Origin of the sequence: Streptomyces xanthochromogenes (assembly GCF_014650455.1) — a bacterium.
Classification (GTDB): Bacteria; Actinomycetota; Actinomycetes; order Streptomycetales; family Streptomycetaceae; genus Streptomyces; species Streptomyces xanthochromogenes.
Genome location: NZ_BMUZ01000005.1, coordinates 235089 through 249195, shown reverse-complemented (window position 1 = coordinate 249195; position 14107 = coordinate 235089). Strand labels below are relative to the sequence as shown.

General features: G+C 72.1%; 13 protein-coding genes. 6 read left to right on the top strand and 7 right to left on the bottom strand.

Translation table 11 applies throughout. The annotated features are described in order from the left end of the window. Positions 1–14 precede the first annotated feature (14 nt). Complete coding sequence (locus IE267_RS15305; protein ID WP_189763595.1) at positions 15–2039, top strand: PTS fructose transporter subunit IIABC; 2025 nt, start codon at positions 15–17, stop codon at positions 2037–2039. A gap of 140 nt (positions 2040–2179) precedes the next feature. Next, on the top strand, positions 2180–2434 hold the full coding sequence (locus IE267_RS15300; protein WP_161256030.1) for a hypothetical protein: 255 nt from the start codon (positions 2180–2182) through the stop codon (positions 2432–2434). 48 nt (positions 2435–2482) lie between these two features. Here IE267_RS15300 and IE267_RS15295 read toward each other — a convergent pair whose 3' ends face one another. The 5 genes from IE267_RS15295 to IE267_RS15275 form a co-directional block, all read right to left on the bottom strand. Then, positions 2483–3373 carry a DUF6227 family protein gene (locus IE267_RS15295; protein ID WP_373304552.1) on the bottom strand — a complete coding sequence of 297 codons (891 nt, stop codon included), beginning with the start codon at positions 3371–3373 and terminating at the stop codon, positions 2483–2485. Between the two features lie 157 nt (positions 3374–3530). Continuing rightward, the gene (locus IE267_RS15290) at positions 3531–4829 is read right to left on the bottom strand and encodes a L,D-transpeptidase (protein ID WP_189763594.1); all 1299 of its coding nucleotides are present in this window, start codon (positions 4827–4829) and stop codon (positions 3531–3533) included. 112 nt (positions 4830–4941) lie between these two features. Next, the gene (locus IE267_RS15285; protein WP_189763593.1) at positions 4942–5985 is read right to left on the bottom strand and encodes a P1 family peptidase; all 1044 of its coding nucleotides are present in this window, start codon (positions 5983–5985) and stop codon (positions 4942–4944) included. A gap of 87 nt (positions 5986–6072) precedes the next feature. Next, on the bottom strand, positions 6073–6276 hold the full coding sequence (locus tag IE267_RS15280) for a DUF397 domain-containing protein (RefSeq protein ID WP_189763592.1): 204 nt from the start codon (positions 6274–6276) through the stop codon (positions 6073–6075). Then, a complete protein-coding gene (locus IE267_RS15275) occupies positions 6273–7103 on the bottom strand; it encodes a helix-turn-helix domain-containing protein (RefSeq protein ID WP_189763591.1) in 831 nt (276 codons plus the stop codon). Before IE267_RS15275 ends, IE267_RS15280 begins: the two co-directional genes overlap by 4 nt. Positions 7104–7487: 384 nt before the next feature. Between IE267_RS15275 and IE267_RS15270 the strand changes: the two genes are divergently transcribed. Both IE267_RS15270 and IE267_RS15265 read left to right on the top strand, forming a co-directional pair. Beyond that, on the top strand, positions 7488–7694 hold the full coding sequence (locus tag IE267_RS15270; RefSeq protein ID WP_167159267.1) for a hypothetical protein: 207 nt from the start codon (positions 7488–7490) through the stop codon (positions 7692–7694). Continuing rightward, positions 7691–7897 (top strand): hypothetical protein, encoded by a 207-nt coding sequence (locus IE267_RS15265; protein ID WP_167159269.1) that lies wholly within the window; start codon positions 7691–7693, stop codon positions 7895–7897. Before IE267_RS15270 ends, IE267_RS15265 begins: the two co-directional genes overlap by 4 nt. 12 nt (positions 7898–7909) lie before the next feature. Here the strand turns inward: IE267_RS15265 and IE267_RS15260 are convergent, their stop codons facing one another. Together IE267_RS15260 and IE267_RS15255 are read right to left on the bottom strand one after the other, a co-directional pair. Beyond that, on the bottom strand, positions 7910–9082 hold the full coding sequence (locus tag IE267_RS15260) for a low temperature requirement protein A (protein WP_189763590.1): 1173 nt from the start codon (positions 9080–9082) through the stop codon (positions 7910–7912). A 29-nt stretch (positions 9083–9111) separates the two neighbouring features. Continuing rightward, positions 9112–9783 carry a sirohydrochlorin chelatase gene (locus IE267_RS15255; RefSeq protein ID WP_189763589.1) on the bottom strand — a complete coding sequence of 224 codons (672 nt, stop codon included), beginning with the start codon at positions 9781–9783 and terminating at the stop codon, positions 9112–9114. A 481-nt stretch (positions 9784–10264) separates the two neighbouring features. On the opposite strand from IE267_RS15255, the gene IE267_RS15250 reads away from it, so the two are divergent. Then, positions 10265–11011: a DUF1838 family protein gene (locus IE267_RS15250; protein WP_189763588.1), complete on the top strand. Its 747-nt coding sequence runs from the start codon at positions 10265–10267 to the stop codon at positions 11009–11011. A gap of 182 nt (positions 11012–11193) precedes the next feature. Next, positions 11194–13956 (top strand): nitrite reductase large subunit NirB, encoded by a 2763-nt coding sequence (nirB, locus tag IE267_RS15245; protein WP_189763587.1) that lies wholly within the window; start codon positions 11194–11196, stop codon positions 13954–13956. Positions 13957–14107: the final 151 nt, after the last annotated feature.

The window sequence follows — 14107 nt, the reverse complement described above, 5'->3', positions numbered from 1 at the left end:
CAAAGGAGCCCGCGATGAGCCAGATGATCAGCGCGGAACTGGTCGACCTCGAACTCGACCGGGCCGCCGACTCCAAGGAAGCCGCAGCCCGTTCGCTCGCCGAGCGGATGGTCGCGCTCGGCCGCGTCACCGACCTCGACGGCTTCCTCGCCGACGTGGCGGCCCGCGAGGCCCAGATGCCCACTGGACTCGACGGCGGCATCGGCATCCCGCACTGCCGCAGCGCCCACGTCACCGAGCCGACGCTGGCCTTCGGGCGCAGCGCCGCCGGGATCGACTTCGGGGCGCCGGACGGCCCGGCCGACCTGATCTTCCTCATCGCGGCCCCGGCGGGCGCGGACGACGCCCACCTCTCCATCCTGTCCAACCTGGCCCGCCAGCTGATGGACGCCGACTTCACCGCAGCGCTGCGCGCGGCGACGACGGCCGGCGAGGCGGCGGCCCTGATCGCAGGCGAGGAGGCGGCCACGGCCACCCGGGACGAGGCGCCGCAGGCGGCGGTACCGGAACCCACGTCCGCGCCCGCCCCGCAGGCCCCCGCAGCCCCCGCCGCGGACCGGCCCTTCCGGATCGTGGCCGTCACCTCCTGCCCGACCGGCATCGCCCACACCTACATGGCGGCCGAGTCCCTGGAGCGGGCCGGGCGCGCCGAGGGCGTGGAGGTCAGCGTCGAGACGCAGGGCTCGTCCGGGTTCACCCGGCTCGACCCGGACGTCATCGCGGCGGCGGACGGCGTGATCTTCGCGCACGACGTGCCCGTACGCGACAAGGAGCGCTTCGCCGGGAAGGCCACGGTGGACGTCGGCGTGAAGGCGGGCGTCAACCGGCCCGCCGAACTGATCGCCGAGGTGCGCGACAAGGCCGCCCGCGGCGAGATCACCGAGGCGGGCGCCAAGCCGTCCCCCGTGGAGGCGGCCGGCGAGCCCGGCGAGGGCTACGGCACCAAGCTGCGCAAGTGGCTGATGTCCGGCGTCAGTTACATGGTCCCCTTCGTCGCGGCGGGCGGACTGCTCATCGCGCTCGGCTTCGCGCTCGGCGGCTACAAGGTCAGCGACGCGCCCTCGGTCATGGACCACTTCCTGTGGACCGACACGAGCAGCTGGGGCGCGCTGCTCTTCCAGGTCGGCGGCGTCGCCTTCAAGTTCCTCGTCCCGGTTTTGGCCGGCTACATCGCGTACGGGATGGCCGACCGGCCGGGTCTCGTGCCCGGCTTCGTCGGCGGCGCGATCGCCCTCGACATCAAGGCCGGCTTCCTCGGTGGCCTCGCGGCCGGTCTGATCGCGGGCGCCGTGGTGATGGCGATCCAGAAGGTGAAGATCCCCGTCTCGCTGCGCGGCATCATGCCGGTCGTGGTGATCCCGCTGATCTCCTCGGCGGTGGTCGGCTTCCTGATGTTCCTCGTCATAGGCGAGCCGATCTCCAAGCTCCAGTCCGCGCTGACCAGTTGGCTCAACGGGCTCAACGGCGCCAACGTGATCGTCCTCGGCGTGATCCTCGGCCTGATGATGTGCTTCGACCTCGGCGGCCCGCTCAACAAGGTGGCCTACACCTTCGCGATCGGCGGGCTCGCGGACGGCACCGCGGGCAGCTTCAAGGTGATGGCGGCCGTGATGGCCGCGGGCATGATCCCGCCGCTGTCGATGGCCCTGGCCACGACCGTACGGGGGCGCCTGTTCACCCGCACCGAGCGCGAGAACGGCAAGGCCGCCTGGGTGCTCGGGGCCTCCTTCGTCACCGAGGGCGCGATCCCGTTCGCCGCGGCCGACCCGCTGCGGGTCATCCCCTCCGCGATGGCGGGCGGCGCGGTCACCGGCGCCCTGTCGATGGCCTTCGGCTGCACCCTGCGGGCTCCGCACGGCGGCATCTTCGTGGTCCCGCTGATCGGCAACGCCCTCCTGTACCTGCTGGCCATCGTGGCCGGCACGGTGGTCAGCGCGGCCCTGGTCGTCCTCCTCAAGGGCCTGCGCAAGCAGCGCCCGGAGCCGGAGGGCGCGGCGGCCGGCTCCGCCGAGAAGCGGGAGGTGGCGGTGGCCGCCTGAGACCCGGCCCTTCCGCACGGGACGCCCGGCCCTTGGGGTCCGGGCGTCTTCGGCTGCCATGACGTGACATGTACCACTTGAGGACCAAAGTCCCTTCAGCCCCTGCCGCAAGTCCCGGCCGGTGTTGTCTACTGGGGCGCGTGGCTCAGAACATCACGATCATTCAGCAGATAGGCCTTTCCGTCCTCGCTGCGGCGAGTGTCGCCTGGGTCGTCGGACTTGTTCGCATACTGCGCCGCGAGCGCGCCGACCGGGCCGAGTGGCACTCGATGCGTGCGCTGCGCGCGGTGGGCCGGCAGGCCGGGCCGCCCGCCCGGGAGGCGGTGGCCCTCACCGAGGCCGAGCGGGACGCCTTCGCGGGGCTGATCCGCCAGCTCGACCCGCGCAGCTCCTGACCGTCCCGCACCGCTTCCCCGGCCCTGCGCCCAGACCCCGCGCGGGGCTCAACCCACGTGCGCCCGGCGCTCCATGGCGGCCCGGGCCGCTTGCTCGGTGGCGTACACCTCGCACATGTGGCGGCCGTCCGGCGTCGCCGTGTGCTCGACCTCCCACAGGCTCAGCTCGTCGCCGTCGAGCAGCCGGAACGCGTGCTCGTACAGCGTGAACGCGGCGTCGCGGCCACCGGTGCGGCAGTGCCGGCCGAAGGCCTGGGTGATGCGGTGCCCGTGCGCGGACCGCAGCCTGAGCGTGACGTGCTCGTCGGGCCGGTCCGGGTTCTCGGCGCGCCGCAGCAGTCGGCGCGCGTGGTCCGCCGAGTCGTCGTGGGCGTACGGGGCGCGGCCGGAAGGGGGCGCGGTGCGGTCCCGGACGATGGCGGCGTCGGGGCCGGGCCCGGCCTCCCAGCCGCCGGTCAAACCCTCGACGTCCTGGTGGTGCCCGTCGGGGCCCCCGATCCCGAGTCCGATCCCGATGCCGTTCAACTCGGCCACCAGGGCGTCCAGTTCGTCGTCCGCGCCGGCCGTCGGGAGCGCCTTGCGGCGCAGCCGGGCGGCGGCCAGTCGGGCGTCGTCCTCGGTCGCGTACACCTCGTGGGTGTACTCGCGGCCGTCGTGGTGGGTCAGCTCCCACAGGGTGACGGTGGTGCCGTCCAGGAGCAGATAGCAGTGCCGCCACGTCTCGCGGCTCAGGCGGTGGCCGCCGGTTCCCGCCGCCGAGGTGTGCAGCGAGGAATGGAGCGAGGTGGTGTGCGCCAGCGCCAGGCCCAGGCGCTCGACGAGTTCGTCCGGCAGATCGAAGGAGTTCAGGGCCCGTCCCAGGAGCGCGGCCAGCTGTTCCTGGGCCGATTCCTCATGGGGGCCGCGCTCGCCGTCGAGCGGGTGGGGCACATGGAGCACCAAGGCTTCTCCTGGCCGTCGCTGTTGGTCACGTAGAAGGTGCTCAACGTAGCCCCTGGGGGCGTTCCGCGCAGCGGGCATGGCCGAAACTTTTCCGGCCGGCAGCCCACACATGGGTTACCGGCCGGTGAAGTTCCTTCAACAGAAGGGGAGTTGGTCAGGAGGTGCTGTCGGCCGTCCATTGCGCCCACGGCAGGTTCCAGCCGTTCAGGCCGTTGTCCGGCGGGATGGTCTTGTCGGGCGAGCCTTTCACTACGACGACGTCACCGATCATGCTGTGGTCGAACATCCACTTGGCCGTGGTGTCACCGGCGGCACCCTTCACGTCCCGCATGCCGACGCAGCCGTGGCTGGTGCCCTCGTTGCCGAACACCGACGGGTCGCCCCAGTAGTTGCCGTGGATGAAGGTGCCGGAGGTGGACAGGCGCATCGCGTGCGGCACGTCCTTGATGTCGTACTCGCCGCCGAAGCCCACGCTGTCGCCGTTCATCCGGGTCTGGGTGAACTTCTCGGAGATCACCATCTGCCCGTTGTACGTGGGGTGTTCGGCGCTGCCGGTGGAGACCGGGATCGTCTTGATGGTCCTGCCGTCCTGCTGGACGGTCATCTCCTGTGTCTTCACGTCGACGGTGGAGACCTGGTTGCGGCCGATGGTGAAGGTGACGTTCTTCTTCTGCACGCCGTAGACGCCCTTGGCGCCCTCGACCTTGTCCAGGTCGATCTTCATCGTCACCTTGGAGCCGGCCTTCCAGTACTCCTCGGGCCGGAAGTCCAGGCGCTGGGAGTTGAACCAGTGCCCGACGACCTGCTGCCCGCTGCTGCTGGTCACCGTGATGTGGGAGAGGACGTCCTTCTTGTTGGTGATCGCCTTGTTGAAGTTGAAGGACACCGGCATGCCGACGCCGACCGTGGAGCCGTCGTCCGGGGTGTAGGTGCCGATGAAGCTGTCCTTGGCCGAGACGGTGGTGAACTGCGAGTTCTCCGTCGCGGCCCGGCCCTTGTCGTCCTTGCCGTTCGCGGTGATCTTGTACTGGGTGCCCCGCTCGACCTTGCCGGTCGGCTTCCAGGACAGGCCGTCGGCGGCCAGCGTGCCGGGTACGGCCTTGCCGCCCTGCGCCTCGGTCATCGTCACGTCGGAGAGCTTGCCGCCCTCGGCCTTGACGGTGACGTCGTTGATGGAGGCGTTGGTGGAGCCGTCCTTCGCCGAGATGGTGATCTTCAGTGTGGAGGCGTCCTTGGCGGCCGAGGCGTCGGCGCCCTTGCCGCTCTTGGCGTCGTCGTTGGCCTTGGCGTCGCCGCCGCAGGCGGTCAGCGCGAGCGCGCCGACCAGCAGGCCGGCCGCTCCCGCGACGAGGCGGACACGACGCCGGGCGAGCGGACGCGCGGTGCGCGGGGTGCTGAACTGCTGAGGCTGCGCTGCGTTGTCCGACGCCGGCGGTGTCACGGGCTGCTCCATGTCTGCGCTATGTACTGCGAATTGAATCCAGTACGGGCATAGAGAACCCAAATGGGCCAACCGGTTGCGACTTTCAATTGTGACGGCGGTCACAATGAGGGATTTCGGGAGCTCAACTCCCGTACAGATCACGATAAGAGGGGAATGTCCCTCCGGGCCCGTCGATGCTTTCGGCGGCCCGCACGCCCCTCGCGATCGCCCGCGCGACGACGTCCGCCCCGGCGGCGAGGACGTGGTTCAGCTCCGCGGAGTCGAGCGGGCCGTCCGCGGGGTCGCCGTGCGCCCCGGTGGCCAGGGCGAACACCGTGTCCCCGTCGTGCATCAGATGGACCGGCCGCAGGGCGCGGGCCAGGCCGTCGTGCGAGGTCCCGGCGAGCTTCTGCGCCTGCGGCCGGCTGAGCGGGGCGTCGGTGGCCACGACGGCGAGCGTCGTGTTCAGCGGCGGCAGCCCCATCCGCTCGCGGGACCTGGCAATGAGCTCCTGGGCCCTCAAGTGTGCCTCTGCGCCCGGCAGTTGAAGGGACCCGTCACCGTACTCCCCGTACAGCGCCCCATTGTGCGGGTCGATCGCCGAGCCGACGGCGTTGACGACGACCAGCGCCGCCACCGTCGCCCCGGAGGCGAGCCGGACGCTCGCCGTGCCGACCCCGCCCTTGACGGCGCCGACCACCGCGCCCGTCCCGGCCCCCACGTTGCCCAGGGCGACCTCGGTACCGGCGGCCCCGGCCGCCTCCGCCGCGGCCCGGCCCACCGAGGCGTCGGGCCGGGCCCGCCAGTCGCCGCCGCGTCCCAGGTCGAACACGCAGGCCGCGGGCACCACCGGCACCACCTGGTGCGGCTCGGGCCCCACCCGCACCCCGCGCCCCTTCTCCTCCAGCCAGGCCATCACCCCGGCCGCCGCGTCGAGGCCGAACGCGCTGCCGCCGGTCAGGACCACCGCGTCGATCCGCTCGACGACGTTCCGCGGATCGAGCGCGTCGGTCTCCCGGGTGCCGGGGCCGCCCCCGCGCACGTCGACGGCGGCGACGGCACCCCCGGGCGGCGCGAGGACGACGGTCGTACCGCTCAGCGCGTCGGCCCCGGGTACGGCGGCGTGGCCGACGCGGAAGCCGGGCACGTCGGTGAGGGAGTTGTTCATGGGCGCGGGGTTCGTCATGGTGGCCATCCCTACCACGTGCCTCCCGGCCGCTCCCCGGGGGGTGAAACCCCTTGGCTGCGCTCGGTGTTGCGGATGCGAGTGGCGCTACGCCTTGAGCCCGGTCACGAAGGCCGCCCAGGCGGCGGGGGTGGTGGTCATGGTGGGTCCGCCCCGGGGGCCGTGCTTGCTGTCGCGTATGGGGACGATGCCGGTTGCCTGCGCGTAAGTGGGCGCCCATTCCAGGCAGTTGCCCCCTTCGGGGCCGCTGTGGCTGGACTTGATCCACTCGGTGGGGGTGTGGTTGTTCACGTCAGCTTCTCCATCTGCGCCTGGATGAGGTGCATGCTCTGCCGTCTGGTGAGCGCTTCACCCGTGATCTCCTCGTAGGCGTGCTCAGCCCTTCGGACGTGTTCGGGATCGTCGATGATTCCCGCCGTACGGTAAGCCTCGACACAGACCACGGTCACATGGTTTGGCGTCGTCAGAAAACTGGCCGAGCCTTCCAGCAGCAAATGGGCCTCGGAGTCCAGGGGCAGCACGCGCACGCTGGTCGTGGGCCGGGCGGCCTGGGCCAGCAGGGCCGCGAACTGGGCCTTCATGACCCCCCGAGGGGCCAGCTGTCGTCGCAGGACTGATTCGCACAGCACCACGCGCAGCACCGGTGGTGCGGCCCCGTGCAGTACTTCCTGCCGCGCGATCCGGAGCTGGACGGATTTGGCGATCTCGCTGTCGCTTGCCCTCGGGTCGCCCTTGCGCAGGATGGCGTGAGCGTACTCGGCGGTCTGAAGCAGTCCTGGAACCACCGTCTGGGACCACTCCCGCACTTCGATGGCGGTCCGCTCGATCGCCATCCGGCGCTGATACAGGACGGGGAAGGTGGAGGCGATTGCCTCCTCGTACAGGCGCTTGAATCGACCGTCGGTCCCGAACAGCCGGTCAAGGGCGGCCGGAAGCTCATCAGGAATGCGCCCCGTTCCCGATTCGACTCGGCTGATCGTGCTCTTGGAAGTGCGGGTGAGGCGGCCGGCTTCCGTCTGTGTGATCGCGCCGTCCGAGTAGAGCTCCCGAGCGCTTTTCAGTTCCTCGGCGAACCGCCGACGCGCGTCTGCGCCGCCCGGCTCGTGCTCGGCAGTCATCTCACTCGCGTTCCCGCCGTCGTGGGCGTACTCGGCAACGTCCGCTGCACACAGGTCAGTTGCTCAGGCATATGCCGCCGTGACCAAATCCCTGGTCGGGCGCTGAAACGCTTCAGATGGTAGCGATCCCGATGTGAATCTGCTGCCTGGAAGAGGATTTGAGCACGCGGGAAGGGCGAGCGCTATGCAACACGGGCGGTACGCAGTCGACATGGACACGGGCAGCGTTGGGGAAATCGTCAGCCGGCACGCCGGGTCGGTGTTTCTGCGGCCCCCCGGCGGCGGCAGGGAGTGGGCCGTGGCGCCGGACCGGCTTCGGCCGCTCACCGAGCCCGAGCGTCGGCGGGCCGAGATGTACGGAACCCCGGTCGGGGGTGAGCGCTGATGTGGGCCGTGCAGCCCTCGGCGAGCCTGGACGCGTGGCTGTACCAGGCCGACCCCGTCGAGGGGTGCGACGGCTGTGCGCGGGCCATGGGGCGGCTCGCCGAGGCGGAGAGGGCCGGTGACCAGACCGCGCGGTACGAGGCGTCCCGCGAGGTGCGGGCGCACCCGGACCACCGGGGAGAGCCGAGCCGCGCGGGGGAGAGGTGAGCGCCGCCGGATTCCTGTCGCAGGACGAGTCGGCGGCCGCGCTGTACCGCCTGGCGCTGGCCATCGCGGAGGAGCACGGGGCACATGTCTGCGACACGGCGATGACGGTGGGCCCGTATGCGTTCATGGCGGAGCTCAGGCGGCTGGGCTGGTCCCAGAACCTGCCCGCTCGCAGGGGGCGTTCCGCCCGGCCGCCCGTTTGACGGCGGCCGGTCTCAGGGCCGGGCGGTCGCGGGTCGGGGGGTCTCGGGGCGGGCGCGGTTGAGGGTCCAGCCGATCGCGACCGTCACGGCGGCCACCGCTCCGGCCAGCGGGACCGCCGTGTGGCCCGTGAAGGTGCAGGCAAGGACAGCCAACGCCGAGACGGGCAGCACCAGTTGCTGGGCTGTGCTGCGCTTGAAGTGGCGGGAGTGCAGGAGCCATACCGTCAGCAGGAACAGGGCCGTCGGCACCGTCACGGCGGCCGCGCCCGCGTTCGCCGAGATGTGGGCCTTGCCGACGGTCTGCTCGATCGCCACCTCCATGCCCGCGCCGATCGCCGCCGCCGACGCGAGGACCGCGTAGTGGCCGTAACCCCACGCGAAAGCCTGCCGGTTGGAGGTGAGGTGGTCGTGGATGGGGACCGCGAAATAGATCCACCAGGCCGCGAACACGATCAACAGGCCGCCCGCCGCCAGCGGCAGGAGGTCGCCGAGTTCGTCGTGCTCGTCCAGCGCCTCCTGTACGGCGATGGTGGCCGCCGACACCGTCTCGCCGAGCACGATCAGGGTGAACAGGCCGTACCGCTCGGCGATGTGGTGCGGATGCCAGCTCGTGGAGTAGTCGCGTTCGGCGACCAGCGGCACGCTCAGCTCGGCGAGCGCCAGCAGTGGGAACAGCCAGGTGCGCGCCGAGTCCGGCACGAACAGCATGACGACCCAGCCGACTTGGCACACCACGAGCCCGGCCGCGTACCGCAGGCACGCCCGGCGCTCGGCCGGGTCCTGGCAGCTGTACGCGGCCCGCAGCCACTGGCTGGTGAGCGCGAGCCGCATCACGATGTAGCCGATGACGCCGATCGTGAAGTCGCCGTCGTCGAACGCGCGCGGCACGCCCGCCGCGAGGATCAGGACGCCGGTGATCTGGATCAGGGTCACCACCCGGTACAGCGCGTCGTCGGTGTCGTACGCGGAGGCGAACCACGAGAAGTTCATCCACGCCCACCAGATCGCGAAGAACACGGCGGCGTACCCGGCCAGGCCCGCGCCGACGTGGCCCTCGGCCAGGGCGTGGACGAGCCGGGCGCCGGCCTGGGCGACGGCGACGACGAAACACAGGTCGAAGAACAGTTCCAGCGGGGTCGAGGCGCGGTGGTCCTCGTGGCGGCTGCGTGCGGTCATGCGGGGCATGCGCACAGCACAGCAGACGGGCCGGTGCGCTAGGCGGCCAACACTTCCGGGCGCACGGATTCGTACCGGTTCAGCACAAGGCGCGCGAGCAGGGGGTGGTCGGCGATCGGGGCCGACACGGCGTGGACGCCGGGGATCGCCTCGCGGATCTCGTCCAGCGCGTGCGTGAAGCGGCCGGGGGCCAGCAGGTGCGTGGCGATCGTGATCCGCCGGAACCCGGCACCCCTGAGCTGTTCGACCCGCTCGCGGACGCTGGGATGCGCGGCGGAGCAGTACGCGTCGAGGACGGGGATGTCGGGGTGGGCGGCGCTCAACTCCCTTGCCACGGCGCGGGTTCCGTCGTTTCCGTGCGGGCGGGTCGAGCCCGCGCCCGCGACGACGACCGCGTCGCCGGGGCCGCCGGCCGCGAGCAGCCGGTCGTGCACGGCGCGGGCCACGTCCGGCTCGCCCGCGAGTCCGGCGGTGACGGTGCAGTGGAAGCGGCGGGCGACGGCGGGGACGTCCACGCGGCGGTGGTAGCCCTCGCCGAGGAGCAGCGGCACGACCACGGCGCCGGGATTCCTCGCGAGGACATCGGCGAGGGAGGGGCGCTGCACGTCCAGGTGCGCGATCAGGGCGGGCCTGTCCAGTGCCCTCACCAGACGGGCGATGGTGGCGCCCGCGCCCGGGGCGGAGCTGCCGTGTACGGCGATCACGAGCATCGCGGGCCTCCCGTGGGGGGTGGTGGGTGCCGGGGTGGTGTCGTGGCACCCCGGCGTCTTCACGCTAACGCGGGTCCACGTGCGGCGGGCTCGGCCAAGGTCCCCTGGTGGGGGGCCTTTGTGCTCGTCCGGGGCAACCTCCTGGGGTTTTTGCCCGCCCGCCCGTGGCCCGGCGTTGGTTGGTTCCGGCCCCTGGGGCTCCGCCCCAGACCCCGTTCGCGCCTTAAGGGCGCTCGTCCTCAATCGCCGGACGGGCTGTAGGTGCCCCAGCACCGGTCCTGCCAGGGGCGCGGGGAACTGCGCGAGAAGCGGGCACGGCCTGCGGATGAAGGCGGGTTTGAGGGGCGCGGGGAACTGCGAGAGTGGCCACGTGCGGCGCGAGGGGGAGAAGGGGGTTGGGGGCGCGAGTGGCCACGTGCGGTGTGAGGGGGAGAAGGGGGTGGGGGTTTCCCGGGGTGGGGAAGCCGCGCAGAGTGGGGGCATGACCACACCCGCACAGCAGCTCCGCGACCTCGCCCGCACCCGTGCCTCCCTCGGCGGTGAGGAGGTCACCTACTGGTGGTCGGGGGACGTGTACTCCTGGGCGCCGGACGAGCCGTACACGCGGCTCTTCGGATTCGAGGGGGTCAACGTGGCCCGCCTCGTCCAGGACGGCGAGGCAGGCCCGGACGCGTATCAGCTGCTCACCCGTGAGGCCGCCTTCTACCTCGACCCGATCAGTAGGGACATCCTGGAGAGCTGGCAGGACCTGCCCGTCGTACACGTCTGGAACGACCCGGCCAACCAGCGCTGGCGCCCCTTCCCCGTGCCGGCCACCGAGCTCGGCGGACAGGTCTGCTTCAGCCTGGAGATCCCGCTCGCCTACCCCTCGCCGCTGCCCGTCGCCCAGTACCCCCTGCACTCGTCCGGGGACACCTACAAGGCGCTGGAGCTCTTCCAGTTCTTCGCCGACCGCACCGACCTCGCGGGCGACGCCGACAGCGTCCCGGCCACCATGTCCTGGACCCGGATGTCGCCGTGGCTGCCCTGGATGGCACGCGGCCAGCGGCCCGGCGGCCTCACCTACCACTGCCGGGGCCGCAAGCTCGGCTCGTACGACGAGGTGCCCGAGCGCACCCGCGCGTACATCGCCGAGCACCACCCGGAGTACGCGCACGCCCCAGAGAAGTGGAGCGAGCCCAACGAGACCAGCTGGACCTACTTCCGCAAGCTCAACCCGCCCGCCTAGAAGCGGGACGGTCCGGGTCCAACTGCCCGCCCCCGGGGGCCGCAAGTCCCTGGTGGCGAGGGCTTTTTCGGGGGCCCGGGCGGGTTCGGGCGGTCTAGCGTCGAGGGGGTAGACCGCCCAGTCCCGCCGTGTGGACCTCCAGCACCGTCGAAGGGGCCGGGCCCGAGCCCCGGAGCGATGCCATGTCGCAGCCCGCGCAGAACCTCGTGCTGATCGGCCACGGCATGGTCGGCCACCGCCTCCTGGAAGCCCTCGCCGAGCGCGGGGCCCTGGCCCGCCCCGGCGACCCCGGCTGGCACGTCACCGTACTCGCCGAGGAGGACGTCCCCGCCTACGACCGCGTCCACCTCTCGTCCGCGTTCACCGGCGCCACGTCCGGCCAACTCGCCCTGCCCGACGCCCAGTTCATGGAACAGCACGGCATCGACCTGCGGCTCGGCGACCCCGCCGAGGCCGTCGACCCGGCGGCCCGCACGGTCACCACCACCTCCGGCACCGTCGTCCCCTACGACGCGCTCGTCCTGGCCACCGGCTCCTACCCCTTCGTGCCGCCCATCCCCGGCGCGGACGCCACCGGCTGCTTCACCTATCGCACCCTCTACGACGTCGAACAGCTCACCCGCTACGCCCAGGACGGCGCCCGCACCGGCGTCGTCATCGGCGGCGGCCTGCTCGGCCTGGAGGCCGCCGGCGCGCTGCGCACCCTCGGCCTGAGCACCCACGTCGTCGAATTCGCGCCCCGGCTCATGCCGCTCCAGGTCGACGACGGCGGAGCCGCCGCCCTGCGCACCACCATCGAGTCCATGGGCGTCGCCGTGCACACCGGCGTCGGCGCCCACGAGGTCGAGCTCGACGACACCGGCCGGGTGCGCGAGCTGCGCCTCAGCGACGGCCGCCGCATCGGCGCCGACGTCGTGGTCTTCTCCGCCGGGGTGCGCCCCCGCGACCGCCTCGCCCGCGAGTGCGGGCTCGCCGTCGGCGACCGGGGCGGCGTCGCCGTCGACGCGCACTGCCGCACCACCGACCCGTACATCTACGCCATCGGCGAGTGCGCCCAGACCGTCGACGGCCGCGTGTACGGCCTGGTCGCGCCCGGCTACCAGATGGCCGAGACCGTCGCCGAGCGCCTCGCGGGCGGCGCGGACCTCACCTTCACCGGCGCCGACACCTCCACCAAGCTCAAGCTGATGGGCGCCGACGTCGCCTCCTTCGGCGACCCCTTCGCGGCCTCGGGGAGCGGCGCCGTCGAGGTGCTGTTCTCCGACGGGCGCGAGGGCGTCTACAAGAAGCTGCTGCTCGCCCCCGACGGCCGCCTCCTCGGCGGCATCCTGGTCGGCGACGCCGCCGCCTACGGCTCGCTCCAGCCGCACACCGGCCGCCAACTCCCGGGCCCGGCAGCGGCGTTCATCGCCCCGGCCGGCGGCGAAGTGCCGGGCGCCGACGCGCTGCCCGACGACGCCGTCGTCTGCTCCTGCCACAACGTCACCAAGGGGCAGGTGCGCGACGCCGTCGCCGAGCACGGGCTCACCGACATCGGCGGGGTCAAGCGCTGCACCAAGGCCGGAACCGGCTGCGGCGGCTGCCTCGGTTCGCTCCAGGCCGTCCTCGACGCCGAACTCGCCGCCGCCGGCGTCGTGAAGGCGCGCGGCCTGTGCGAACACTTCGAGCTCACGCGCTCGGAGATCTACGCCGCCGTGAAGGGCGAACACATCCGGTCCTTCAGTGAGTTGATGGAGCGTCACGGAAAGGGCGGGGAAGGCTGCGCCGTCTGCAAGCCCGTCGTCGGCAACGTGCTCGGCACCCTCGCCCCCGAACTCGGCATCGGCCACGTACTCGACGGCGAACAGGCCACCCTCCAGGACTCCAACGACCTCTTCCTCGCCAACCTCCAGAAGGACGGCACCTACTCCGTCATTCCCCGCGTCCCCGGCGGCGAGGTCACCCCCGCGCAGGTCATCGCGCTCGGCGAGGTGGCCCGTGACTACGGCCTCTACACCAAGATCACCGGGGCCCAGCGGATCGGCCTCTTCGGCGCCCGCGCCGACCAGCTCCCCGACATCTGGCGCCGCCTCGGCGCGGCCGGCTTCGAGTCCGGCCAGGCGTACGGAAAGTCGCTGCGGGCCGTCAAGTCCTGTGTCGGCGCCCGGTTCTGCCGCTTCGGACAGGGCGACTCCATCCAGCTCGCCATCGACCTGGAGAACCGCTACCGGGGCCTGCGCACCCCGCACAAGTTCAAGGGCGGCGTCTCCGGCTGCCTGCGCGAGTGCGCCGAGGCACGCGGCAAGGACATCGGCGTCATCGCCACCGCGGGCGGCTGGAACCTGTACGTCTGCGGCAACGGCGGCGCCCAGCCCCGGCACGCCGATCTGCTGGCCGCCGACCTGTCCACCGCCGACCTGTTCAAGACGATCGACCGGTTCCTCATGTACTACGTGCGCACCGCCGAACGCCTGGAGCGCACCGCGGCCTGGATCGAGCGCATCGACGGCGGCCTCGACCACCTCAAGGACGTCCTGCTCGCCGACTCCCTCGGCATCTGCGACGAGCTCGAAGCGCAGATGGACCGCCATGTCGCCGCCTACCGCGACGAGTGGGCCGCCGTCCTCGCCGACCCCGCCGCCCTCGACCGCTTCGGCCACGTCGACTTCGGCGCCCACGAGGACCTCGAACCCGGCCGGGGCCGCCCCGCCAAGCTCCCCGACGGCAGCGAGGCCGCGCTCTTCAAGTCCCGTACGGGGCAGGTGTACGCGGTCTCCAACCGCGACCCGTTCTCCGGGGCCGACGTCATCGCGGGCGGCATCATGGGCAGCCGCGACGGCGTCCCCGTCGTCGCCTCTCCCATGCACAAGCAGGAGTTCGACCTGCGCACCGGCCGCTGCCTGGACGACCCGGACGTCAGCCTCCCCGTCGTCGACCTCGCCGACGCCCCCGTCTCCCGGTTCTAGCGCCGGTTCGCCGGCGGTACGGGGAGGCCGTCGGCCGGGGCTGCCCGGCCCGGTTCCGCTTCCGGTTCCGGCGGCGGGCGCGGGCCGTACAGCCGCCGCCCCGGGGACCTAGGGCCGCCCGCACTCATGGCATTCGCCTCTCACCGCGAGG